The organism is Streptomyces sp. NPDC046759 (genome assembly GCF_040645475.1).
Lineage (GTDB): Bacteria > Actinomycetota > Actinomycetes > Streptomycetales > Streptomycetaceae > Streptomyces.
Window position 1 is genome coordinate 168797 of sequence record NZ_JBEYYJ010000017.1, and the last position, 23478, is coordinate 192274.

Consider the following 23478-nt stretch of genomic DNA (forward strand, 5'->3'; position numbering starts at 1 on the left):
TGGCGTGGTCCCATCGCTTCAAGCTCCGGGACCGCGGGAACAACCCTTCCGAGTCCCCAGCCACCAGGCCCGGGAACCGCACTCCCCACGCACCACACGGCCGACCCCACGCACGCGACCCGCACGACCCCACCCCACAGCCACGTCCCGACGCACATCCCCCCCGGCGCCGGGACCTTCCCGAGCCGGGCTTCGGCGCCTATCCCCCCCGGGTGCCGAAGCCCGGCTTCATCCGTGCCGCGGCGGTCCCCGTGCACGGTCCCGGGACAGCCGTCATGTTCCGGTCCCCGTCCCGGGAACGGCTCGGCCGGGACACTTCCGGACATGCAGATGACCGTCGAGAGGGAAGCCGGGCGGCGCGGCGGGCAGCAGCCCGGCGAGTTGGTAACGGCACTTACCCGCCACCCGGCACGAGGCGATGTTGTCGACCTGGTGCAGGAGTTCCAGACGGGTCAGCCCCGCCGGGGCGAAGCTGCCGAAGGCCCAGTCGGTCAACGCCTCCAGCGCGCGCGGCGCCACCCCTCGCCCCCGCGCATGCGTGGCCGTCCAGTAGCCGACCTCGGCGGATCCCCCGCCCGGCTGTTTCAGGACGACGTGCCCCACCAACTGCCCCTCGGCTCCGGGTCCCTGGGCATCGGTCTCGGTGACGGCGAACCCGAACCGGCTCCCGGCCTCCCACTCCCGCCGCTGCTCGCAGATCCAGCGCAGCGCACCGGTCTCGTCCTCGATGAACGCCGGAGCGCGGCCTCGGCCGGGTGCGGGGCGCCGGGCTGGGCCGGCCGGGGTGCTTCGGGGCGGGCCGGCCGGTGCGGCGCCGCGAAGACGGAGTCGAGGAAACCGCCGATCAGCCGTCGCCGTTCCGCTCCGGACAAGGTCGCCAGCCGGTGCATGAGTTCCATCTCCCCGAAGGTCGGCTCGCACCTGGACGCGACGGTGGACAGCACCGCCCGGCGCAGGCGCAGCACACTGATCTGCACATCCAGTGCGGCGGCCTGCTCGGCCGCGACCCGGCCGAGGCTGAGCGGCCGGTCCACGATCCGCCGGATCACCTCCAGGCCGAGGCCGAGCTCGCGCAGCGTCCGTACGAGCGCCGGCCGGGCGACGGCCCCGGGGCCGTAGCGGCGGTAACCGGCCGCGGTGCGGCTCTCCGGGACGACCAGGCCCTGGTCCGAGTAGAAGCGGATCGTCTTGACCGTCAGCCCGGTACGCCGGGCCAGCTCACCGATCGAGTACGAGGTGGCGGGGTACGGGGTGCCGTCGCGTGAGGGAGAGGGGGAGAGGAGGGAGAGGGTGGGTGAGGGATGCCGCCGTGCATGAGACCACCTTCCGGTCTCCCCCTGCCGGAGACTCAAGTCCCGGCGGACGGTGGGGCGGTGGCGCGCCCTGGAACGGCGGTCCACCCCGTACCTGAACCCCGGGGTGGACCGCCGAATGGCAGATTCTGCCACACCGGCATAGCCTGCCCGGATGAGCACCACCCCCCGCGGCCCCCGCACCACCTCCCACCAGCCGCTTTCCGCCCCCGCGCCGGTCTCGCTGACCGAACGCCGGAAGGCCGAGACACGGATGGAGATCGCGCGGGCGGCTGCCGCCCTGTTCGTCCGCCAGGGCCTGCGGGCGACCCGCGCCGAGGACATCGCGCAGGCCGCGGGCATCGCGCCGCGCACCTTCTACCGCTACTTCGCCACCAAGGAGGAAGCGGTCGCTCCCCTCTACGCGGCAGGTGCCCAGCGCTGGGCCGAAGCGGTCCGCTCCGCCCCGGCCCACCTCGGTGTCCCCGAGGCCCTGGAGCATGCCGTGCACCACACCCTCGCCCCCGGCGCCGGTGTCTCGGCGGCGTCCTGGGAATGGGTCCGCACCCTGATCCGCCTCGCCGGCGCGAGCCCCGCCCTGCGCAAGGTCTGGGCCGAGGTGTGCCAGGCGTCGGAGCAGACCCTGGCCGAGGTCCTCGCGAACCGGGCCCCGACAACGGGGGTGCGGGAAAAGGAACATGACTTCCCCGGAACCGGTGGAGCCGAAATCCCCGAAGGCAGGGCTGGGCGGGACGGGGGTCGAGACGAGGGCCGGGACGGGAGTGGAGGCGGGGGCCGGGAGGGGAGCCGGGACGGGAGTGGAGGCGGGGGCCGGGACGGGGGCGACGATGCCGTCTCCCCGCCCGCGGCTGCCGCGCCGGTCGCCCCGGACCTCCGCTTCGCCGCGGCCGTCGCCGGCGCCGCCGTCCGCGTGGCCGTGGAGACCTGGGCCGCCACCACCTCCCCGCCCACCGGCCCGGAGGGCCCCGCGGCCCTGGCCCTGCGCAACCTCGGGGCCTTGCGCGACTTCCCGTGGGGCGGCGAGAAGGGCTACTAGTGCTGCGACCAGCACTGGCCGGTCACCGGCGCGGCGGCCCGCCGGGTTCACCCACGCCCGCCGCCCGGGTCAGCCGCTCACCCAACTCCCTCACGCGGGCCACCAGTTCGTCCGGCTCCCGCACCGTGAACCCGTAGCCCACCGTCGCCAGCCGCACCGCCAGCCACTCCACGTGATCGCCGAAGGAGCCCCGCAGCACGCAGCCGCCCTCGCCGTCGTCCTCCGGCACCCCGAGCCAGGCCGGCACCCGGGCGGAGACCTGCTCCGCCGACGCGGCGAAGCGCACCGTGAACGCGTACGCCTCCCGCCGCCGGTGGATGGACTGCCGCAGGTACTCGGCCGCGCTCCCGGTCGGCAACTCCCGTGGCGGGAACCGGACTCCGGTGGCGAACGGCGCGCTCACCCGGTCCACCCGGAAGGTCCGCCAGTCGGCGCGGTCGAGGTCGTAGGCGACGAGGTACCACCGCCGCCCGGTCGACACCAGCCGGTGCGGCTCGGTCAGCCGTCGCGACTCGCTGCCGTCCTTGTCGCGGTAGGCGAATCGCAGCCGCTCGTGTCCCGCCACCGTCGAGGCCATCACGGTCAGCGTCTCCGGCGCGATGCTCGGCCCGTCCCCACTGGTCAGCTGTGTGGTGGCCGCCTGCAGGGTGGACACCCGGTGGCGCAGCCGGGACGGCAGCACCTGCTCCAGCTTGGCCAGGGCCCGCACGGACGCCTCGTCCACACCCTCCACGGCATGCCCGGCACCGGCCCGCAGCCCCACCGCGATCGCCACCGCCTCCTCGTCGTCCAGCACCAGGGGCGGTAGCGCCTTGCCGGCGACCAGCCGGTACCCGCCGTCCGCGCCCTTTGTGGCCTGCACCGGATAGCCCAGCTCCCGCAGCCGGTCGATGTCCCGCCGCACGGTGCGTCGGGAGACCCCGAGTCGCTCGGCCAGCTCGCCGCCGGGCCACTCGCGCGGGGTCTGGAGCAGGGAGAGCAGCTGCAGCAGCCGTGCCGGGGTGTCCGTGGTCATGCGTACGAGGATGCCGCAGCAATAGGACATGATCTGACCTAATGGGGCCCTACCTTCGCTGCATGACCCCGAACGCCACTCCCGACCGGGCCCGATGGTTCGCGCTCGCGATCGTCATGACCGCCGCCTTCATGGATCTGGTCGACGTCACGATCGTCAACATCGCCATCCCGTCCATCCAGCGGACCGCCGACGCGTCGGTCAGCCAGATCCAGTGGATAACCGCCGGCTACGCCCTGGCCTTCGCCGCCGGCCTGATCACCGGCGGCCGGCTCGGCGACATCCACGGCCGCAAACGGCTGTTCCTGATCGGTGTCGGCGGCTTCACCCTCGCCTCCGCCCTGTGCGGTTTCGCCGTGAACCCGGAGATGCTGGTCGCCTCCCGCATCCTGCAGGGCGGTATGGCGGCGATGATGGTGCCGCAGGTGCTGTCGATCGTGCACGCCACCTTCCCGGCCCATGAACGCGGCAAGGTCTTCGGTCTGTTCGGCGCGATCGTCGGTCTGGGCGCCGTCTCGGGCCCGCTGCTGGGCGCACTCCTGACGGAATGGGACCTGTTCGGCCTCGCATGGCGGCCCATCTTCCTCATCAACCTCCCCGTCGGCGTCCTGGCCTGGCTGCTCGGCCGCCGCTTCATCACCGAATCGAAGGCCCCCCGGGCGCTCGGGCTCGACCTGGTCGGTGTCGCCCTGGTCTCGCTGGGCCTGCTGATGCTGCTCTACCCGCTCACGCGCGGCCGGGAGCTGGGCTGGCCGCTGTGGGGGTACGGCTGCATGGCCGGCGCTCTCGCCGTCTTCGTGGCGCTGGTGTCGTACGAAAAACGGAAGGCCGTCCGGGACGGTTCCCCGCTCATCGAGCTGTCCCTCTTCCGGGTGAAGAGCTTCGCCGCCGGTATCGCCGTACAGACCGTCTTCGGTGTCGCGCTCGGCATCTTCTTCCTGGTGTGGACGCTGTACATGCAGATCGGCCTGGGCTGGAGCCCGCTACGGGCCGGGCTGACCGGCGTGCCGTTCTCCCTCGCGGTGTCCACGGCGGCCGGCGTGTCGGTGCAGCAGCTGGTCCCGCGGTTCGGCCGGAAGGTGCTCCGGGCGGGCGCCCTGATCATGGGCGTGGGCGTCCTGCTCTACCTGTGGGAGGCCCACCGGTACGGCCTCGCCATCGCCTCCTGGCAGATGGCCCTGCCGCTGGTCGTGATGGGTGCCGGGATGGGGCTGATCGTCGCCCCGCTGACCGACGCGGTGCTCTCGGAGGTGCCGCGCGAGCACGCCGGCTCCGCCTCGGGGCTGATCAACACGGTGCAGCAGATGGGAAACGCGCTCGGTCTGGGACTCGTGTCGGTGGTGTTCTTCGGCGAGATCGGCGACCGGCTCGCCCCCGCCCAGGTCGGCCCGGCCTTCGTGCACGCCTTCCAGCACGCCCTGTGGTGGGTCGCCGGGATCATGGGCGGGATCTTCCTGCTGATGTCCGCCCTGCCGAAACGTCCGGCCCGGCATGCCGAGGAGGCGCCGGAGGCCGAGGCGCCGGCTCCGGAGATGGAACCCGAGCTGGTGCTCTGAGCAGGCACGGCGAAGGCCCGGCACCGGCCAGGTGCCGGGCCTCTGCGCTGTTCCGGGCGACCGGAAGACGGTTCCGGACCGCGCCCGAAGCCCGATCATGCCCGATTGAAGTCTGAGCCTGTTTACTTTCCGGAAAGCCGGGCGTAATGTCGCATCGAAACCACACGTTCGGGCATCAGCCGGAAGCGAACGGACACGGGTGGAGGCCAACGACATGTACGCACCGGAACGGCAGCAGGAGATCCTCCGGCTCGCGCGTGACGGCGGCCGGGTGGATGTGCTGTCGCTCGCCGAGGAGTTCCAGGTCACCGCGGAAACGATCCGCCGCGATCTGAAGGCCCTCGACCGCGCCGGCCTCGTCCGCCGGGTGCACGGCGGCGCCATCCCCGTCGGCCGTCTCGACTTCGAACCGGACCTCACCGAGCGGGAGGCCACCGCCGCCGACGAGAAGGACCGCATCGCCAAGTCCGCCCTGGCGGAGCTGCCGACCGAGGGCACGATGATCCTCGACGCCGGTACGACGGTCGCCCGGGTCGCCGCCGCGATCCCACTGGAGTCCTCCCTGACCGTCGTCACGCACAGCCTGCCCATCGCCGCCCGTCTCGCCGACCACCCGGGCATCCAGCTCCACCTGGTCGGAGGCCGGGTGCGGCACCGCACCCGCGCCGCCGTGGACGCCTGGGCCCTGCGCGCGTACGGCGAGATCCGCGCCGACGTGCTGTTCGTCGCGGCGAACGGCTTCTCCGCCGAGCACGGCCTGACCACCCCGGACCTCGCCGAGGCCGCGGTCAAGCGGGCCGCGGTCGCCGCCGCCCGCCGCGTGGTGCTGCTGGCCGACTCCTCCAAGCACGGCCAGGAGCACTTCGCCCGCTTCGGCGACCTGAGCGACGTGGACCTGCTGATCACCGACAGCGGGCTGAGCCCCGAGGACGCCGCCGTCATCGAGCGCGGCGGCACGGAAGTGGTGCGCGCATGATCCTCACCGTCACCCCCAACCCCTCCCTCGACCGCACCTACGAGGTCCAGGCCCTCAAGCGGGGCGAGGTCATCCGCGCCGACACCGAGCGCATGGACCCCGGCGGCAAGGGCGTGAACGTCTCGCGCGCCGCCGCGGCCGCCGGCCGGCGCACGGTCGCCGTCCTGCCCCTGGGAGGTGCCCCGGGGGCGCTCATCGCCGACCTGCTCGACGCGCAGGGCATCGAGGTCGCGCCGGTTCCGATCGCCGGCGACACCCGCTCCAACATCGCGCTCGCCGAGTCCGACGGGGTACTCACCAAGATCAACGCGCCGGGACCGCAGCTGTCGGCGGCCGAACAGGAACTCCTTCTGGAAACGGTCCGCGAGCAGTCACGGGACGCCGACTGGATCGCGTGCTGCGGCAGCCTGCCCAGGGGGCTCGCCCCCTCCTGGTACGCCGACGCCGTCACCCGGGCGCACGCCGGAGGCGCGCGCATCGCCCTCGACACCTCGGGACATGCGCTGCTGGAGGCGCTGCGCGCGCGGCCGGACGTGGTGAAGCCCAACGCCGAGGAGCTCGCGGAAGCCGTCGGACGCCCCCTGACCACGGTGGGCGACGCGCTGAAAGCGGCCGAGGAGGTGCGCGGGATGGGCGCGCGCGCCGTACTCGCGAGCCTGGGTGCCGACGGGCAGCTCCTGGTGGAGGAGACCGGCGCCTGGTTCGCCGAGGCACACGTGGACACCGTCCGCAGCAACGTCGGCGCCGGCGACTCCTCCCTGGCCGGTTTCCTGATCGCCGGCGGCAGCGGCCCCGGGGCCCTCGCCTCCGCCGTCGCCCACGGCGCCGCCGCCGTCCAGCTCCCCGGCAGCGTCATGCCGACCCCCGCCGACCTGGACGCGGCGGCGGTGACCGTCACGGCCGAGATCCCACTCGACCGCGAACTGACGGAGCCGGCGTCGTGAACGCCCTGACCGGCCGCCGTACGCGTGTGCCTGGGCGCGGTGCCCGTGTCCTCGGACGTCGTGCGAGCGTCTCGGGTCGCGGGCCGGGCGTCCCCGGCCGCCGTGGGTCCGCCTCCTGGGGGCGTACGACTGTCGCTGGCCGTCGTACGACTGTCCCTGGCCGTCGGGCGAGTGCGCCTGGGCGCGGTGCGAGTGTCCTCGGACGTCGTGCGAGTGCCACCGGTCGCGGTGCGAGCGTCCCCGGCCGCCTCGCGCCTGTCCGCCGCCCTCGTACGACCGCTTCCGGCCGACTTGCGACCGTCCTCGGCCCCCTTGTGACCGCCCCGACCCGGCCGCGGCAGGACTCCCCGTCACTCGCCACGGCCGCCGCCCCCACCGCCTCCCCCCGGAGCACCCCCGTCCCCACCTCCGCCCACTCCTCCCCCCGGGCGATACGCGTGCAGAGGAGCCCGCGATGCGCGACATGATCACCGCGGACCTGGTCGACCTCGACCTGTCCGCCGACACCAAGGAAGCGGCGGCGCGCGCCCTCGCCGAGCGCATGGTGGCCCAGGGCCGGGTGACCGACCTGGAGGGTTTCCTCGCCGACGTGGCCGCCCGTGAGGCCCAGATGCCGACCGGCCTCGACGGCGGCATCGGTATCCCGCACTGCCGCAGTGCCCACGTCACCGAGCCGACCCTCGCCTTCGGCCGCAGCGCCGCGGGCATCGACTTCGGCGCCCCGGACGGCCCGGCCGACCTGATCTTCCTGATCGCGGCCCCGGCCGGCGCCGACGACGCCCACCTCACGATCCTCTCCTCGCTGGCCCGCCAGCTGATGAACACCGAATTCACCTCGGCGTTGCGCGCGGTGACCGACGCGCAGGCGGCGGCGGCGCTGATCCGCGGGGACGAGACGCCGGGCCCGGCGCAGGTACCTGCGGGGTCCGCCGCGGAGGGTGTGGAAACGGAACCGACCGCGGACGCGGGCACCGACGCCGAGGAGAGCGCCGGGAGCGCGGACGCGGGCGCCGACGCCGAGGCGGGCGCTGCCGAGGGCGCCGCGGGCGCCTCCGAGGACACCGCTGCGGCGTCGGTGGCGGCCTCCGCCGGCGCCGCGGCGGGCACCACGGCGCAGGCGCCGGGCGCGTCCGCCCCGGCACAGGAGCCGGGCACATCCGCCCCGGCACAGGAGCCGGGCACATCCGCCCCGGCACAGGAGCCCAGCGCCGGCGCGGGTGAGCGTCCTTTCCGCATCGTCGCCGTCACCTCCTGCCCGACCGGCATCGCGCACACCTATATGGCGGCCGAGTCCCTGGAGAACGCGGGCCGAGCGGCGGGCGTCGAACTCGTCGTCGAGACACAGGGCTCGGCCGGCTTCACCCGGCTCGACCCGGCGGTGATCGCGGCGGCGGACGGCGTGATCTTCGCCCACGACGTCCCCGTGCGCGACAAGGACCGCTTCGCCGGCAAACCGACCGTCGACGTCGGTGTGAAGGCGGGCATCAACCGCCCCGCCGAACTCGTCACGGAGGTGCGCGAGAAGGCGGCACGAGGCGAGACGAGCGCCCCGGCGCCCGCATCGGGCGGCACGCCGGTCGAGCGCGCGGGCGACTCCACCGAGGGCTACGGCACCAAGCTCCGCAAGTGGCTGATGAGCGGCGTGAGCTACATGGTCCCGTTCGTCGCCGCGGGCGGCCTGCTCATCGCCCTGGGCTTCGCGATCGGCGGCTGGCAGGTCAACAAGGCACCGTCGGTCATGGACCACTTCGTGTGGACGCAGACCGGCAGCTGGGGCGCCCTCCTCTTCCAGATCGGCGGCGTGGCCTTCAAGTTCCTCGTCCCGGTCCTGGCCGGCTACATCGCCTACGGCATGGCCGACCGCCCCGGTCTCGTCCCCGGTTTCGTCGGCGGCGCGATCGCCCTCGACATCAACGCGGGCTTCCTCGGAGGCCTCGTGGCCGGTCTGATCGCCGGTGGCGTGGTGATGGCGATCCAGAGGGTGAACATCCCGACGGCCCTGCGCGGCATCATGCCCGTGGTGGTGATCCCGCTGATCTCCTCGGCGATCGTCGGGTTCCTGATGCTCGTCGTCGTCGGCAAGCCCATCGCCACCGCCCAGAAGGGGCTCACCGACTGGCTGAACAGCCTCACGGGCGCCAACGCCGTCCTGCTGGGCGCCCTGCTCGGCCTGATGATGTGCTTCGACCTCGGCGGTCCGGTCAACAAGGTGGCCTACGCCTTCGCCACCGCCGGCATCGCGGTCGCCAACCCCAGCGACTCCGCGATGAAGATCATGGCCGCGGTGATGGCGGCCGGCATGGTCCCGCCGCTGGCGATGGCCCTGGCCACCACCGTGCGCGGCAAGCTCTTCACCCGGACCGAGCGCGAGAACGGCAAGGCCGCCTGGGTCCTGGGCGCCTCCTTCATCTCCGAGGGCGCGATCCCGTTCGCGGCGGCCGACCCGCTGCGGGTCATCCCGTCCGCCATGGTCGGCGGCGCGCTCACCGGAGCCCTGTCGATGCTCTTCGGTGCCACCCTGCGCGCCCCGCACGGCGGCATCTTCGTGGTCCCGCTGATCGGCAACCCACTGCTGTACCTCGTCGCCGTCGCGGCCGGCGTCTGCGCCACCACGGCCCTGGTCGTCCTCCTCAAGGGCATGCGCAAGCAGACCCCGGAGACCGCTGCCGCCGATCCGTCCGCGAACCCGGCCGCGACCCCGAAGGAGAAGCAGCCCGTGGCGGCCTGATCACGGCGCCGTCCCGCAGCTTGTCCCTTTAGTTCGCTGTGAGTTGTTCACGGCACCTGCGAGATACATCACGGTCCGGGGCCAAAGTCCCGGACCGTGGTGTGTACTGGGGCGTATGCCAGAACATCTCTCGACCCTCCAGCTGGCCGGAGCGGCCGTCCTCACCCTGGTCGGCGTGGCCTGGGCGATCGCCGTCACCCGCCTGCTGCGGCGCTTCCGCGCGGAGGCCCTGCGAGAGAGCCCGGCCGTCCGTCTCCCGGTCCTCCCGGCCCAGCCGCAGGCCGGCCCCTCGCGGGAGTCGGTGGAGCTGACCCCTGCGGAACGGGACGCCTTCGCCGGGCTGGTACGGCAACTCGGCAACCGCTGACCCACAGGCGGCCGCACATGCTCCGGCCGCGTACCGGCGCTACCTCTGCCGCGCCGCGCGCCGCTCCATGGCGTCCCGGGCCGCGTCCTGCGACAGGTACACCTCGCACATGTGCCGCCCGTCGGGCGTCGCCGTGTGCTCGACCTCCCACAGCGAGACCTCGCTGCCGTCCGCGAGCAGGAACGCGTGCTCGTACAGCGCGTAGCTCAGCCCCGCGCGTCCGGCGCGGCCCGGGCGCCCGAACGCCTGGGTGATCTCGTGCGCCGTCGCCGTCGCCAGCAGCGCCGCCGTCTCCGCGTCGGGCCGGTCCGGATTCTCCGCCCGGCGCAGCAGCCGGCGCGCGTGGTCCGCCGAGTCGTCGGAGGCGAACACGTGCCGGGGCTCCGGGATCGCCCACAGCCGCATCAGCGCGGGCAGCTCGAACTCCGGCGTCTGCGGCGGCATTCCGAGCCGGGCCGTGGCCGTCTGCAGTTCCTCCTCGTCGGCATACACCTCGTGCTCCGGGGCGCCGCCCGGCGTGGGGTTGTGCACGAGCTCCCACAACGTGACCGCGGAACCGTCGGCCAGCAGCCAGGTGTGCCGGTACGTCTCCCGGTGCAGCCCGGCGCTGTGGTAAGCGGAGTGCAGCGAACTGTCGTGCGCCAGTGCGCAGTCGAGCTGCCATATCACCTCGTCGGGCAGCTCGAAGGAGTTCAGGGCACGGCCGAGGAGTCGCGCGAGTTGCTCCTCCGGAGACTCGGGCGACTCGGCTGGTTCGTACGCTGCCGTCTCGTACGGAACGCTCAAGACATCTCCCGGCGTCGCTGCATGTCACCTTGTGGGTGCATACCGTAGCCCCTCGGTCGGACATCATGTCCGGGAACCGAGAAAACGTGCGCCGGGAAAACGTGCGGGCCGCGCGAGAAGTTCCCGCGCGGCCCCTCGTGGCGTCAAAACCCCCCGGTCAGACGGCACTTCCCGAGGTCCAGGCGCTCCACGACATGTTCCATCCGTTGAGGCCGTTGTCCGGGGCGACCGTCGTGTCGGGGGGCGGATGCGCCTCAGGACCGGCCGTACAGCTCCCCGTACGACGGCCACACCCCGCCCGGCCCTTCCACCGGCTCGGCGGCCCGCACTCCTCGTACGATCGCGCGCGTCACGACGTCCGCGCCGGCGGCCAGGATGTCGTTGAGCTCCAGCGGGTGCCCGGAGAGCCGGTGCGCGCCGGTCGCCAGCGTGAACACCGTGTCCCCGTCGTGCATGAGGTGCACCGGCCGTACGGCACGCGCGATCCCGTCGTGCGCCGTACCCGCAAGCTTCTGCGCCTGTGCCCTGGAGAGGCCGGCGTCGGTCGCGACGACCGCGAGCGTGGTGTTGAGCGGGGGCGTTGCGTTCTCGGCGGCGGTCTCGTCGAGACGCCGGCACGCCGCCTCGTGCACGCGCTCTTCGGGACAGGCGATGCGGCCTTCGACCAGCTCCCCGTACAGCGCTCCCGTCCCGGGCTCGACCACCGACCCCGCGGCGTTCACGACCACCAGCGCGGCCACCGTGATCCCCGAGCCGAGCACCGTGCTCGCGGTGCCCACCCCGCCCTTCAACCGCCCCGCCACGGCGCCCGTACCGGCCCCGACGCAACCCTCCGGCACACGGGCGCCCGGCGCACTCGCCGCCGCGGCCTCCACCGCCGCACGCCCCGTCGTCGCGCCCGGCCGCGCGCGGAAGTCCCCTCCACGGCCCAGGTCGAAGACGCACGCTGCCGGCACCACCGGCACGACGTGCGCCGGATCCGGCCCCACCCGCACTCCGCGGCCCCGCTCCTCCAGCCAGGCCATCACACCGGACGCCGCGTCCAGCCCGTACGCGCTGCCCCCGGTCAGCACCACCGCGTCGACCCGCTGCACCACGTTGCGCGGGTCGAGCGCGTCGGTCTCCTTGGTGCCCGGGCCGCCGCCGCGCACGTCCACGGCGCCGACCGCGCCACCCTCGGGAGCCAGCACTACCGTGGTGCCGGTGAGCCAACCGTCCCCGCGGCGGGTGGCGTGCCCCACCCGTACGCCGGCCACGTCCGTGATCGCGTCAACTGTCATGCGGGCCAGTCTGGCCCGCCAGGCCGCCCGAGAGGGGGTCAGGCCGTGGGTGCGGTGATGCCCGCCGCGCGTTTCCGGCCGGCCATGCGCGCCGTCAGCGTCACACCGGCCGCGACCGCGGCCGCGGACACCAGTCCCGCCGCGAGCACCGCCCGGTCGCCGCCGAGGAAGGTGCAGCAGATCACCAGCAGTGCCGTGACCGGCAGCACCAGCTGCTGGGCGATGCCCACCTTGAAGTGCCGCGAGTGCAGCAGCCAGACGGTCAGCAGGTACAGCGCGGTGGGCAGCGTCACGGCCGCCGACGCGGACAGCGTGGAGATGCGGCTCCTGCCGACCGCCTGCTCCACGGCCACCCCCAGGCCCGCGCCGATCGCCGCGGCGGAGGCGAAGATCAGATAGTGGCCGTAACCCCACAGGAACGCGTGCCCGCTGGAGCGCAGATGGCCGTGGATGGGCACCACGAAGTAGATCCACCAGGCGGAGAAGACGATCAGGAGCCCGCCCGCCGCGATCGGCAGCAGCTCGCCCAGCGCGCTGTGCTCCTCGACCGCGTTCTTCACGGCGACGGACGCGGCGGAGATCGTCTCGCCGAGCACGATGATGGTGAACAGGCCGTACCGCTCGGCTATGTGGTGCGGATGCCAGGAGGTCTCGCAGTCCTTCTCCGCATACAAAGGCACGCACATCTCCGCGATCGCCATCACGAGGAAGACCCAGGGCCGCGCGGGCACGGGCAGCAGCACCAGACCGAGCCAGCCGACCTGGCACGTCAGCACACCGCCCGCGTACCGCAGCGCCATGGTTCTCTCGGCGCCCCCGGCCGATCCGGCGGCTCTCAGCCACTGCGCGGCCATCGCCAGCCGCATGATCACATAGCCGATCCAGACCACCAGGTAGTCGTGCTGCTGGAAGGCCTGGGAGATGCCGGCGGCCAGCACCAGGACACCGGAGATCTGCACCAGGGTGACGACCCGGTAGAGGGTGTCGTCGTTGTCGTACGCCGAGGCGAACCAGGTGAAGTTCATCCACGCCCACCAGATGGAGAAGAACTGCATGGCGTAGTCGAGGATTCCCCCGCCCGCGTGCCCCTCGGCGACGGCGTGCACCAGCTGCCCGCCCGCCTGCGCGATCGCCACGACGAAGCACAGGTCGAAGAAGAGCTCCAGCGGAGAGGAGACCCGGTGCGCCTCGCCGCGTCCGCGTGCGGTGAGCCGCCGCAGCGGCCCGGAGGGCGGGGGTGTGCCCGGGGCGGCGGGCGCCGAAGCGGAACTCGACGTCATGCCTCTCAGGAGAGCAGAAAACCGCCCCGAATTCTTGTGAACGCTTTCACAAGTGGATGAGGGCCCTGGACCGGGCCCCGGACCGGCCAGGGTGCGCGGACCGGCGCCGTACCCTTGTGCCATGAGCACCGCCCCCGCACCCGAGCCCCGCGACCCGAAGCCCGCGGTCGCCGAGCCGCGGCCCGCACTGGTCTTCGACGACCCCCTGGACCAGCAGTCCTCGGACGACACCGATCGCGGGTGGGGCGAGCGCCCCGGGGGCGACAGCGCCGCCGACCTGAAGCGCTTCCTGGACGAGAAGCCGCCCCACCACCTGTGAGCGGGCCGCGGCGGCGCGGTCAGCGCTCGTCGTGCCCCGAAGCGCGCTGCGCGACCAGCGCGTCGCGTATCTCCTTGAGCACCTCCAGCTCCGTCACCTCGACGACCTCCTTCGTGCCCTCCCGGGCGGCCTTGTGTGCCGCCTGCCGGGCCAGGTACTTCGACATCGGCAGCACCATCAGGAAGTACACGACCGTCGCGGTGATCAGGAAGGTCAGCGTGGCGCCCAGGACGGAACCCCACAGGATCGGCACACCGCTCTTGACCGTGCCGTCGGCCGTCACCACGCACGGGTCCTTCAGGCACAGGCTGTAGTGATCCAGGTTCTGCGTGCCGATCGCCCCCACCAGCGGGTTGATGACCCCCTTCACCATCGAGTTCACGATGTTCGTGAAGGCCGCGCCGATGACCACCGCGACTGCCAGATCGACGACGTTGCCGCGCATCAGGAAGGCCTTGAAGCCGTCCAGGACGCTCGGATCCTTCTTCTTGCTCACCTCGGGGACTCTCCTCGTACGCACGGGGTGTGGAACGAAACGCTCCGCAACCTACGGCACGGTACGGCCAGGGTGTCCAGCCCCGCGGCTCGATCGGGCCGCCGGACGGCAGGCCGCAGGGAAGGCGCCCGAGCCGGTTCAGCACAGCGTCACCGCCAGCCGTGCCGTGGCGCTCGCGCCGACGAGCCGCGCGGCCGCGGCACGCGGTACCGACAACACGACCAGCGCCCCGCTCTCGGCTCCGCCCTCCAGAGGCTCGGGCACCTTGGTCACCCGCACGCCGCGGGCGAGCACCCGGGCGACGCCCCCGGCCGACGGGTCCCCGGCGGCGATGACGTCGACGCGGTCGCCGGGCCGCAGCAGCCGCACGGTGGCCGCGTCGGCGATCCGCACGGGCGCGGTCACCAGATCCGCCCGCGCCGGCCGGCGCACAGGTGCCGTGACCGGGTGGCCGCGGGCCTGCTCCGACCGGTGCGGCACGGGACCGGTGCGCGGGCCGGCGGCGACGAGCGCGGCCGCGGTCACCGCCAGGCCGGCCGCGATCGCCCGCCTGCGGTGCCGCACGAGCCGCTGCAGCTGATGGCGCCCGCCGCGCACGCGCACCGGCGGGAACTGCGGGACCCCGCAGGTCGCCGGGGCGTCCGTGCCCAGCGGGCGCGGAAGCCGGAGCGGGGGCGGAAAGAGCCAGGAGGGCGAGGACGGAGCGGGGGACGGATCCAAGGACGAGGACCGAGGCACGGGAATCACCGCCTGTGACGAGGAATTCGGCTTGCGGTGTCACGATGAGGCCTCGCGCCGAATTCCGCCGGAGCCGGTGGATCACGCGCCGATTGTGGATAACTCGCCCACCCGAAGGGGGAATTCCGCTCGGTTGTCCGCCGGCCCGCCCTCCGCTTCGTCCTCGGGGTGAGCGTTACGGCAGCTCGAAGCCCGGATCCATGCCGCCGAGCGCGTTCCTGCACAGACAGTCCCGCGCCCCGGTCCCCGGCAGTGCCGCCACCGCGTCGAAGAGCACGCCGCGCAGCCGGTCCACGTTGGCCGCGAACACCCGCAGCACCTCCTCGTGCGAGACGCCCCCACCGGTCTCGGCGCCCGCGTCGAGGTCGGTGACCAGGGTCAGCGTCGTGTAGCAGAGCTCCAGCTCCCGGGCGAGCGCCGCCTCGGGGTGACCGGTCATGCCCACGACCGACCAGCCCTGCGCCCGGTGCCACAACGATTCGGCACGCGTCGAGAACCGCGGACCCTCCACCACGACCAGCGTGCCGCCGTCCACCGGCTCCCAGTCCCGCCCCCGGGCGGCCTTCAGGGCGACGGCCCGTCCGGCGGGGCAGTAGGGGTCGGCCATCGAGACGTGCACGACGTTCGGCACGGTGCCGTCGGGGCGCGGCAACCCGTCGAAGTAGGTCTGGGCACGGGACTTCGTACGGTCCACGAACTGGTCCGGCACCAGCAGGGTGCCGGGGCCGTACTCCGGCTGCAGGCCGCCCACCGCGCAGGGGCCGAGAACCTGGCGTACGCCGACGGAGCGCAGCGCCCACAGGTTGGCGCGGTAGTTGATGCGGTGAGGCGGCAGATGGTGACCGCGGCCGTGCCGGGGCAGGAAGGCGACCCGGCGGCCGGCGATCTCACCGAGGAAGAGGGAGTCACTGGGCGGCCCGTAGGGGGTGTCCACCTGGACCTCGGTCACGTCGTCGAGGAACGAGTAGAAGCCCGAGCCGCCGATTACGCCGATCTCTGCGTTCGCCATGACCAGCACACTAGCGGGCGGTGGATCCGCGGCGGGAGCCGCTGCCCGGAAGCGCCGAAGACCCTGCCGTCGTAGGACGGCAGGGTCCGGGGAAGAGAGGTCAGGCCGCGGAGCTGCCGGCGGAGCTCGACGAGGACGACTTCGACTCCGACGAGGACGACGACGAGCCGGACGGCTTGGAGTCGGACGACTGCGTGCTCGACGACTTGGACGCCGGGCTGCTGCTCGACGTGGAGCCGCGGGAGTCGTTGCGGTAGAAGCCGGAGCCCTTGAAGACGATGCCGACGGCGGAGAACACCTTCTTCAGGCGGCCACCGCAGTTGGGGCACTCGGTCAGGGCGTCGTCGGTGAACTTCTGCACCGCCTCGAGGCCCTCGCCACACTCGGTGCACTGGTACTGGTAGGTCGGCACTGTCTTCCTCCTGGCACTCTGACTCAATGAGTGCTAACGACGAACCATAGTGACGTATTCCCGGGGATCAGTCCACCGTCACCGGCACGCGGTGACCGACGCCACGTGCGACGGTGCGGTTCTGCGGCCGTGCGGCCAGGCGCGACCGCAGTGCCAGCAGCGTCATCAGCGCGAGCACGGTGCCGGCCATGGGCACCAGGAATCCCGCACCGTCCCACAGCCGGTCCTCCAGCTGCCCCGCGACCGTGACGGCGGCCGCCTGCCCGAGCGCGACCGCGCCGGTCAGCCAGGTGAAGGCCTCCGTGCGGGCGCCGGGCGGGACCAGGCCCTCGACGAGCGTGTAGCCGGTGATCAGCGCCGGCGCGATGCACATGCCGACCAGCAGGCCGAGCCCGGCGAGCAGCGGCACCGAGTGCGCCGTCCACAGGGCGGACGCGACGACGGCGAGCGCCGTGTAGCCGAGGACGAGGCGGCGCTGAGGGGCCACCTTCCAGGCGATCGCGCCGCAGACGATGCCGGAGAGCATGTTCCCGGCGGCGAAGACGCCGTACAGCACACCGTTCAGGCCGGGCTCACCGATCGACTCGCTGAACGCCGCCAGCGCCACCTGCATGCCGCCGAACACGGACCCGATCCCGAGGAACGTCACCACCAGCACGCGCACGCCGGGCACGCGCAGCGCCGAGTCGTGCTGCACGCGCGCGTGCCCGCCGCGACCGGTCACCGGCGGCTGCGTGCCCTTCTGCGCGGCGAACAGCAGCCCGCCCACGAGGGTCAGCGCGCCCTCCGTGACCAGGCCGGCCGCCGGTGCCACGGCCGTGCACAGCGCCGTCGCCAGCAGCGGCCCGAAGACGAAGGTCAGCTCGTCGGTGACCGACTCGAACGCGGCCGCCGTGGTCATCAGGGGCGAACCCTGCAGCTTCACGCCCCAGCGGGCACGCACCATGGGGCCGACCTGCGGCACCGAGGCACCGGTCGGGACGGCCGCCAGGAACAGCGCCCACAGGGGCGCGTGCGCCAGCGCGAGGGCCGTCAGCGACAGGCCCGAAAGCGTGTGCACCAGAACGCCCGGGACCAGCACGGTGCGCTGGCCGTACCGGTCGGCGAGGCGACCGCTGTACGGCGCGAACAGCGCCATGGAGACACCGGTGACGGCCGCGGTGGCGCCCGCGGCGCCGTAGGAGCCGGTGGTGTGCTGCACGAGCAGCACGATGGAGATGGTGAGCATCGCGAACGGCTGGCGCGCCGCGAAACCGGGGAGCAGGAAGGTCCAGGCGCCGCGGGTGCGCAGCAGCTGTCCGTATCCCGGGCGGGACGAGGCCGGAGAGGTCTTCTCCGGTTCGGTGGTGGTGACCGTGGATCCCACGGCCCGTGCCTTTCTGCCGCCTGGTAGCGCGGGCCTTGCGGGACCCGGGCGCCGAGAGCTGTCCTCTTGCGCGGACTGCGGTAGATACCGGCGCCCACGCTCGGCGTGGGGGCGACTCGGCCGCCATACGGTCGCGCCAGCTCTGCGTCAGGCAGAGTTGGTTCGATCAGGGTGCGCCTTCATGGTACAGGGATCACCGCCCCGCCAAGCTGTGAAAATGAGCACCACAGAGGGGGTCACCTGGGATTGCACGGCCCGTAGACGCTGGGCGGGGCGCTCTCAACGCGAGCCGGCCGCCCCGTTCGTGCCGAGCCAGCCCGCCAGCTTGCCGCCGTGGGCGACCGCGCGCAGGCGCCGTTCCGCCGCGTCGCGGACCGGGTCGGTGGCGACGACGAGCAGCTCGTCGCTCCGGCGCAGTACGGTCGCGGGCATCGGAACAAACGATTTTCCTTCGCGGACGACGAGCGTCACGGCGGCCCCGGGCGGCAGGCGCAGCTCGCTGACCTCCACGCCGTGCATCCGGGAACCCTCGGGGATCGTGACGGAGAGCAGATGCCCGCGCAGCCGCTCCAGGGGCGCCGACTCGATGCCGAGGTCGGCGGCCTCCCCCTGCTCGCCCAGCCGCAGCATGCGCGCCAGCCAGGGCAGCGTCGGGCCCTGGACCAGGGTGTAGACCACGACCAGCACGAAGACGAGGTTGAAGATGCGGCGGCTGCCGGGGACGCCGTTCACCATCGGGATGGTGGCCAGGATGATGGGCACGGCACCGCGCAGTCCCGCCCACGACATCAGCGTCTGTTCCTGCAACGGCACCCGGAACGGCGCCAGGCTGAGCACCACGCTCAGCGGGCGGGCCACCATGGTCAGGACCAGGCCGATGACCAGGGCGGGCCAGACGTCGTCGCCCAGCTCGTGCGGGGTGACCAGCAGGCCGAGCAGGACGAACATGCCGATCTGGGCGATCCAGCCCAGCCCCTCGGCGAAGCCGCGCGTGGCGGGCCAGTGCGGGAGCTTGGCGTTGCCGAGCGTCATCGAGGCCAGGTAGACGGCCAGGAAGCCGCTGCCGTGCGCCAGGGCGCCGGCGGCGTACGCGGTGACGGAGATCGCCATGACCGCGATCGGGTAGAGGCCGGAGGCGGGCAGGGCCACGTGCTTGAGCCCCCAGGAGCCGAACCAGCCCACCGCGAGCCCTATGGCCGCGCCGATGGCCAGCTCCAGGGCGATCTCGCCCAGCATCACGTACCAGTGCTCGACCGGGCCGGCCGTGCAGAACGCGACGACCAGGATGACCACCGGGGCGTCGTTGAAGCCGGACTCCGCCTCCAGCGTGCCCGTCACGCGCGCGGGGAGGGGAACCCTGCGCAGGACGGAGAAGACCGCCGCAGCGTCCGTCGACGACACCACCGCGCCGATGATCAGCGCCTGCCGCCACTCCAGCCCGACCAGGAAGTGCGCGCCGGCCGCGGTCACGCCCACGCTGACGGCGACCCCCAGGGTCGCCAGGACCGAGGCGGACGCCAGGACCGGCCTGATCTCCTTCCACTTCGTGCCCAGGCCGCCCTCGGCGAGGATCACGACCAGGGCCGCGTACCCCATGACCTGGGTCAGGGCGGCGCTGTTGAAGTGGATTTCGCCGATGCCGTCCTGGCCCATGACGATGCCGATCGCCAGGTAGACGAGCAGGCTGGGGAGCCCGCTGCGGGAGGAGATCCGGACGGCCGCGACGGCGACGAGCAGGACCACGGAGCACACGAGCAGGAGCTGGTTGAGGTGGTGGACGGTCAGCGGCGGTTCCCTTCCTTGGCCCGCGCGCGGGGCGCGCGAGCTCACGTACACAAGATCCGAGGCTGCGGCGCACCGCACCCAAGTACTTCGTTACCTTACCTAACTCTTGACGCTTTCTTGACGCTCGCCGGGGGAAGATCGAACGTCCGTGCGCGCTGGTTCCCGACTCCGCGTCAAGGGGGACAGGGCCCTGCGCCTATGGTTGCTCCAGCGCTCATTCAAAGTCACAGCCCGACCTGCCGCTCGCGTTAGGACAGCAAGGACAGCGATGCCCCCCAACACCACCGCCACAACGGGTGACACCGCCACCACCGGTGCCGCGCCCGCCAAGTCCGGCAGGAAGAAGGGGCGCAAAGCCCGACTGATGGTGCTGGTCCTGGTACTGGCCATCATCGGAGGCATCGCCTACGGCGCGTACTGGTCGATCAGTACCGTCCGCGCCTCCTTCCCGCAGACCAAGGGTTCGATCACGCTCGACGGCCTGTCGGGCCCGGTCGACGTCAAGCGGGACGGCAACGGCATCCCGCAGATCTACGCGTCCTCCGACGAGGACCTGTTCATGGCGCAGGGCTACGTCCAGGCGCAGGACCGGTTCTACGAGATGGACGTGCGCCGGCACATGACCTCCGGACGCCTGTCGGAGATGTTCGGAAAGAGCCAGGTCAAGAACGACGAGTTCCTGCGCACCCTCGGCTGGGACCGGATCGCCCGGCAGGAGTACGACACCAAGCTGTCGGCCTCCGCGAAGAAGTACCTGCAGGCGTACGCCAAGGGAGTCAACGCCTACCTCCAGGGCAAGGACGGCAAGGACATCTCCCTCGAGTACGCCGCCCTGGGCTTCACCAACGACTACAAGCCGCAGGAGTGGACCCCGGTCGACTCCGTCTCCTGGCTCAAGGCGATGGCCTGGGACCTGCGCGGCAACATGCAGGACGAGATCGACCGCGCCCTGATGACCAGCCGGCTCGGCCCGCAGCAGATCGCGGACCTGTACCCGGAGTACCCGTACAGCCGCAACAAGCCGATCGTGCAGGAGGGCCAGTACAGCGCGCTGAGCAAGTCCTTCCAGCAGAGCGGCGGCACCGGCACCTCCCAGGGCACCGGCACCTCTCAAGGCACCGGCACGACGGGCACGACCGGCGGCACCAGGGGCGCCTCCGGGGGCACGGCGGCCACGACCGGCTCGTCCGCCTCGTCCTCGACCGGATCGTCGCTCACGAGCCAGCTGGCGGGCCTCTACAAGGTCCTGGACGACGTCCCGACCGCCGTCGGCGTGAACGGCCAGGGCATCGGCTCCAACTCCTGGGTGGTGTCCGGCAAGTACACGGTCAGCAAGAAGCCGCTCCTCGCCAACGACCCGCACCTGTCGGCTTCGCTGCCCTCGGTCTGGTACCAGATGGGCCTGCACTGCCGCAGCGTCTCCAGCAAGTGCCAGTACGACGTGACCGGCTACACCTTTGCCGGCATGCCCGGTGTGATCATCGGCCACAACCAGAACATCGCCTGGGGCATGACCAACTCCGGGGTCGACGTCACCGACCTCTACCTGGAGAAGGTCAGCGCGAACGGCTACCTGTACGACGGCGAGGTCCGGCCCTTCAAGACCCACGAGGAGACCATCAAGGTCGCGGGCGGCTCGTCCAAGACCATCGTCGTGCGCCAGACCCAGGACGGGATGCCACTGCTGTCCGACCGCGACGACGAACTCGTCCAGGTCGGCAAGCGGGCCACGGTCAACAGCGCCGCGCCGGACCGAGGCGACGGCTACGGCATCGCCCTGAGGTGGACCGCGCTGGACCCGGGCACCTCCATGGACGCCGTGTTCGCCCTCGACAGGGCGGCGGACTGGAACGACTTCCGCCAGGCGGCCGCCCTGTTCGACGTGCCCTCGCAGAACCTGATCTACGCGGACACCGACAACAACATCGGTTACACGCTGCCCGGCAGGATCCCCACGCGCTCCTCCGTGGACGACGGCTCCGTCCCGGCGCTCGGCTGGAGCTCGAAGTACCGCTGGACCGGCTTCATCAAGCAGAACGAACTGCCCTACGAGTACGACCCCAAGCGGGGCTACATCGTCACCGCCAACCAGGCCGTGGTCGGCAAGGACAAGTATCCGTACACGCTGACCACGGACTGGGGCTTCGGCACCCGCAGCCAGCGCATCACCGACCTGATCGAGTCCAAGATCAAGGACGGCGGCAAGATCTCCACCGACGACATGCGGCAGATGCAGCTGGACAACAGCAGCGAGATCGCCAAGCTCCTCGTGCCGAAGCTGCTGAAGATCAACCTCGACGACAAGAACGTGCGCGACGCGCAGAAGCTGCTGGAGGGCTGGGACTACACCCAGGAGTCCGACTCCGCGGCGGCCGCGTACTTCAACGCCGTCTGGCGCAACATCCTCAAGCTCGCCTTCGGCAACAAGCTCCCCAAGGAGCTGCGCGTCAAGGGACAGTGCCTGTGGGTCGACAAGGTCGACAGCACCGGCCCGGTCGACGACGACAGCAAGGTGCGCGAGTGCGGCGACCGCGACGCCGACCAGGCGCAGCCGGACGGCGGCGACCGCTGGTTCGAGGTCGTGCGCACCCTCATGGAGAAGCCGGACAGCGACTGGTGGAAGACCCCCAAGTCGGGCACCCGTCCCGCGGCGAACAACCTGGACCAGCTCCTCGCCCGGGCCATGATCGACGCCCGCTGGGAGCTGACCGCCAAACTCGGCAAGGACATCGACACCTGGAGCTGGGGCCGGCTGCACCGGCTGTTCCTGAAGAACCAGACGCTCGGCACCGACGGCCCCAAGGCCCTGCAGTACATCCTCAACCGCGGCCCCTGGAGGCTCAGCGGCGGAGAGGCCACGGTGAACGCGACCGGCTGGAACGCCGCCGGCGGCTACACCATCGTCTGGGTGCCGTCCATGCGGATGGTCGTCAACCTCGCCGACTTCGACAAGTCCAGGTGGATCAACCTGACCGGCGCCTCCGGGCATGCCTTCAGCGCCCACTACACGGACCAGACGAGCCTGTGGGTCAAGGGCGAGCTGCTGCCCTGGTCGTTCTCGGACACGGCGGTCGACAAGAGCACGAGCGACACACTCGTCCTCAAGCCGTGAGCCTCCTGCGGCGTCCGTGAGGTCCTGAGGGACCCCGGTGGCCCGCAACGGAGAACGGCCCTCCACGCGCACGCGTGGAGGGCCGTTTCTCATAAGGGCGCGTCCCGGTCAGGTGCTCGCGAAACGGCGTACACCGGAAGGCGTCACCACGGCGTGCACGGGCCTGTCGTGGGCCTCCGCCGGGACATGCGCGACGACCTCCGAGTCGTACAGCAGCACCACGAGGCGGGGATGCACACCCGCGCGTTCCAGACGGGCCAGTACCCGGTCGTACGAGCCTCCGCCGCGTCCCAGCCGCATCCCGCGGGCGTCGACCGCCAGACCGGGCAGCAGGACGACGTCCGCGGCCGTCACGGCGTCCGGGCCCAGACGGGCGCCGGAGGGCTCGAAAAGCGCCATCTTCCCGCCGTGTCGGACCCGGGCGAGGGAGTCCGGGCCGGCGTACTCGCCCCAGTCGAGGTCGTTGTCGGGCAGCAGCGCGGGGAGCAGCACCCGCACGCCCCGCACGCGCAGCGTGTCCAGCAGTGCCGTCGTACCCGGCTCGCTCCCCACGGAGACGTACGCCGCCACCGCGCGCGCATGCGCCAGTTCGGGCAGGTCCAGGGCGCGCTCCGCCAGTGCGCGGCCCGCTTCGTCGACGTCATCGTCCGTCAACCTGTTCCTCACCGAGAGGAACTCCCGCCGCAACATTCGCTTGTCACGCTCGCTCGTGCGTCCGTCGTGTTCCACGGGTCGTTCTCGCACCCTTCTTGAATGCAGGCATAAAGGGTCAACCAATCGGAGCCACAGTTTCCCCACAAAGGCACCGGATAAGGTTGCGGGCATGACTCAGTCGCACCCCAGGATCAGCAAGGCTGTCATTCCCGCGGCAGGCCTCGGGACCCGGTTCCTTCCGGCGACGAAGGCCACTCCCAAGGAGATGCTGCCGGTCGTGGACAAGCCCGCGATCCAGTACGTGGT

The 23478-nt window shown here is 72.1% G+C and carries 20 protein-coding genes and 2 pseudogenes; 9 read left to right on the forward strand and 13 right to left on the reverse strand.

What is annotated here, in order from left to right; all coding sequences use genetic code 11:
• Nucleotides 1-273: 273 nt before the first annotated feature.
• A pseudogene (locus ABZ919_RS23450) lies at nt 274-735 on the reverse strand (GNAT family protein); the annotation flags it as partial.
• Nucleotides 736-818: 83 nt separating this feature from the next.
• Nucleotides 819-1226 (reverse strand): annotated as a pseudogene (locus ABZ919_RS23455) (MerR family transcriptional regulator); the annotation flags it as partial.
• A gap of 340 nt (nt 1227-1566) precedes the next feature.
• Here ABZ919_RS23455 and ABZ919_RS23460 point away from each other — a divergent pair.
• Complete coding sequence (locus ABZ919_RS23460) at nt 1567-2349, forward strand: TetR family transcriptional regulator (protein WP_361251063.1); 783 nt, start codon at nt 1567-1569, stop codon at nt 2347-2349.
• 22 nt (nt 2350-2371) lie between these two features.
• Here the strand turns inward: ABZ919_RS23460 and ABZ919_RS23465 are convergent, their stop codons facing one another.
• Complete coding sequence (locus tag ABZ919_RS23465) at nt 2372-3364, reverse strand: YafY family protein (RefSeq protein WP_361251007.1); 993 nt, start codon at nt 3362-3364, stop codon at nt 2372-2374.
• A gap of 41 nt (nt 3365-3405) precedes the next feature.
• Here ABZ919_RS23465 and ABZ919_RS23470 point away from each other — a divergent pair, with 41 nt between their 5' ends.
• From ABZ919_RS23470 to ABZ919_RS23490, 5 genes are all read left to right on the forward strand, one after another.
• Nucleotides 3406-4920, forward strand: coding sequence for an MFS transporter (locus tag ABZ919_RS23470; protein ID WP_361251009.1), 1515 nt, complete (start codon nt 3406-3408; stop codon nt 4918-4920).
• 214 nt (nt 4921-5134) lie between these two features.
• Nucleotides 5135-5896 carry a DeoR/GlpR family DNA-binding transcription regulator gene (locus ABZ919_RS23475; protein ID WP_361251012.1) on the forward strand — a complete coding sequence of 254 codons (762 nt, stop codon included), beginning with the start codon at nt 5135-5137 and terminating at the stop codon, nt 5894-5896.
• Entirely contained in the window at nt 5893-6840 is a 948-nt protein-coding gene (gene pfkB / locus ABZ919_RS23480) for a 1-phosphofructokinase (protein ID WP_361251014.1), read from the forward strand. Before ABZ919_RS23475 ends, pfkB begins: the two co-directional genes overlap by 4 nt.
• A gap of 454 nt (nt 6841-7294) precedes the next feature.
• Nucleotides 7295-9568, forward strand: coding sequence for a fructose-specific PTS transporter subunit EIIC (locus ABZ919_RS23485; RefSeq protein ID WP_361251016.1), 2274 nt, complete (start codon nt 7295-7297; stop codon nt 9566-9568).
• Nucleotides 9569-9683: 115 nt separating this feature from the next.
• A complete protein-coding gene (locus ABZ919_RS23490) occupies nt 9684-9935 on the forward strand; it encodes a hypothetical protein (protein ID WP_361251019.1) in 252 nt (83 codons plus the stop codon).
• A 39-nt stretch (nt 9936-9974) separates the two neighbouring features.
• Here ABZ919_RS23490 and ABZ919_RS23495 read toward each other — a convergent pair whose 3' ends face one another.
• The 3 genes from ABZ919_RS23495 to ABZ919_RS23505 all read right to left on the reverse strand — a co-directional run bounded on the left by ABZ919_RS23495 (nt 9975) and on the right by ABZ919_RS23505 (nt 13281).
• Entirely contained in the window at nt 9975-10721 is a 747-nt protein-coding gene (locus ABZ919_RS23495; protein WP_361251022.1) for a DUF6227 family protein, read from the reverse strand.
• A gap of 254 nt (nt 10722-10975) precedes the next feature.
• Nucleotides 10976-12001 carry a P1 family peptidase gene (locus tag ABZ919_RS23500; RefSeq protein WP_361251024.1) on the reverse strand — a complete coding sequence of 342 codons (1026 nt, stop codon included), beginning with the start codon at nt 11999-12001 and terminating at the stop codon, nt 10976-10978.
• Between the two features lie 38 nt (nt 12002-12039).
• Nucleotides 12040-13281 (reverse strand): low temperature requirement protein A, encoded by a 1242-nt coding sequence (locus ABZ919_RS23505; protein WP_361251027.1) that lies wholly within the window; start codon nt 13279-13281, stop codon nt 12040-12042.
• Nucleotides 13282-13402: 121 nt separating this feature from the next.
• Here ABZ919_RS23505 and ABZ919_RS23510 point away from each other — a divergent pair, with 121 nt between their 5' ends.
• A complete protein-coding gene (locus tag ABZ919_RS23510; RefSeq protein WP_361251030.1) occupies nt 13403-13600 on the forward strand; it encodes a hypothetical protein in 198 nt (65 codons plus the stop codon).
• A 19-nt stretch (nt 13601-13619) separates the two neighbouring features.
• On the opposite strand, the gene mscL is transcribed toward ABZ919_RS23510, so the two are convergent.
• From mscL to ABZ919_RS23540, 6 genes are all read right to left on the reverse strand, one after another.
• Nucleotides 13620-14096: a large conductance mechanosensitive channel protein MscL gene (mscL, locus tag ABZ919_RS23515; RefSeq protein ID WP_361251033.1), complete on the reverse strand. Its 477-nt coding sequence runs from the start codon at nt 14094-14096 to the stop codon at nt 13620-13622.
• Between the two features lie 138 nt (nt 14097-14234).
• Nucleotides 14235-14816 (reverse strand): hypothetical protein, encoded by a 582-nt coding sequence (locus ABZ919_RS23520; protein ID WP_361251034.1) that lies wholly within the window; start codon nt 14814-14816, stop codon nt 14235-14237.
• Nucleotides 14817-15009: 193 nt separating this feature from the next.
• A complete protein-coding gene (locus ABZ919_RS23525) occupies nt 15010-15843 on the reverse strand; it encodes an S-methyl-5'-thioadenosine phosphorylase (RefSeq protein ID WP_361251036.1) in 834 nt (277 codons plus the stop codon).
• A 100-nt stretch (nt 15844-15943) separates the two neighbouring features.
• On the reverse strand, nt 15944-16255 hold the full coding sequence (locus ABZ919_RS23530) for an FmdB family zinc ribbon protein (protein WP_361251039.1): 312 nt from the start codon (nt 16253-16255) through the stop codon (nt 15944-15946).
• 67 nt (nt 16256-16322) lie between these two features.
• Nucleotides 16323-17621 (reverse strand): MFS transporter, encoded by a 1299-nt coding sequence (locus ABZ919_RS23535; protein ID WP_361251041.1) that lies wholly within the window; start codon nt 17619-17621, stop codon nt 16323-16325.
• Nucleotides 17622-17900: 279 nt separating this feature from the next.
• The gene (locus ABZ919_RS23540; protein ID WP_361251044.1) at nt 17901-19457 is read right to left on the reverse strand and encodes a potassium/proton antiporter; all 1557 of its coding nucleotides are present in this window, start codon (nt 19455-19457) and stop codon (nt 17901-17903) included.
• A 217-nt stretch (nt 19458-19674) separates the two neighbouring features.
• On the opposite strand from ABZ919_RS23540, the gene ABZ919_RS23545 reads away from it, so the two are divergent.
• Nucleotides 19675-22518 carry a penicillin acylase family protein gene (locus ABZ919_RS23545; protein ID WP_361251046.1) on the forward strand — a complete coding sequence of 948 codons (2844 nt, stop codon included), beginning with the start codon at nt 19675-19677 and terminating at the stop codon, nt 22516-22518.
• A 108-nt stretch (nt 22519-22626) separates the two neighbouring features.
• On the opposite strand, the gene ABZ919_RS23550 is transcribed toward ABZ919_RS23545, so the two are convergent.
• Complete coding sequence (locus ABZ919_RS23550) at nt 22627-23208, reverse strand: 5-formyltetrahydrofolate cyclo-ligase (protein ID WP_361251064.1); 582 nt, start codon at nt 23206-23208, stop codon at nt 22627-22629.
• Nucleotides 23209-23341: 133 nt separating this feature from the next.
• Here ABZ919_RS23550 and ABZ919_RS23555 point away from each other — a divergent pair.
• Nucleotides 23342-23478, forward strand: a 137-nt coding sequence (locus ABZ919_RS23555; RefSeq protein WP_351251584.1) for a sugar phosphate nucleotidyltransferase, incomplete at its 3' end; no start/stop codon positions are given.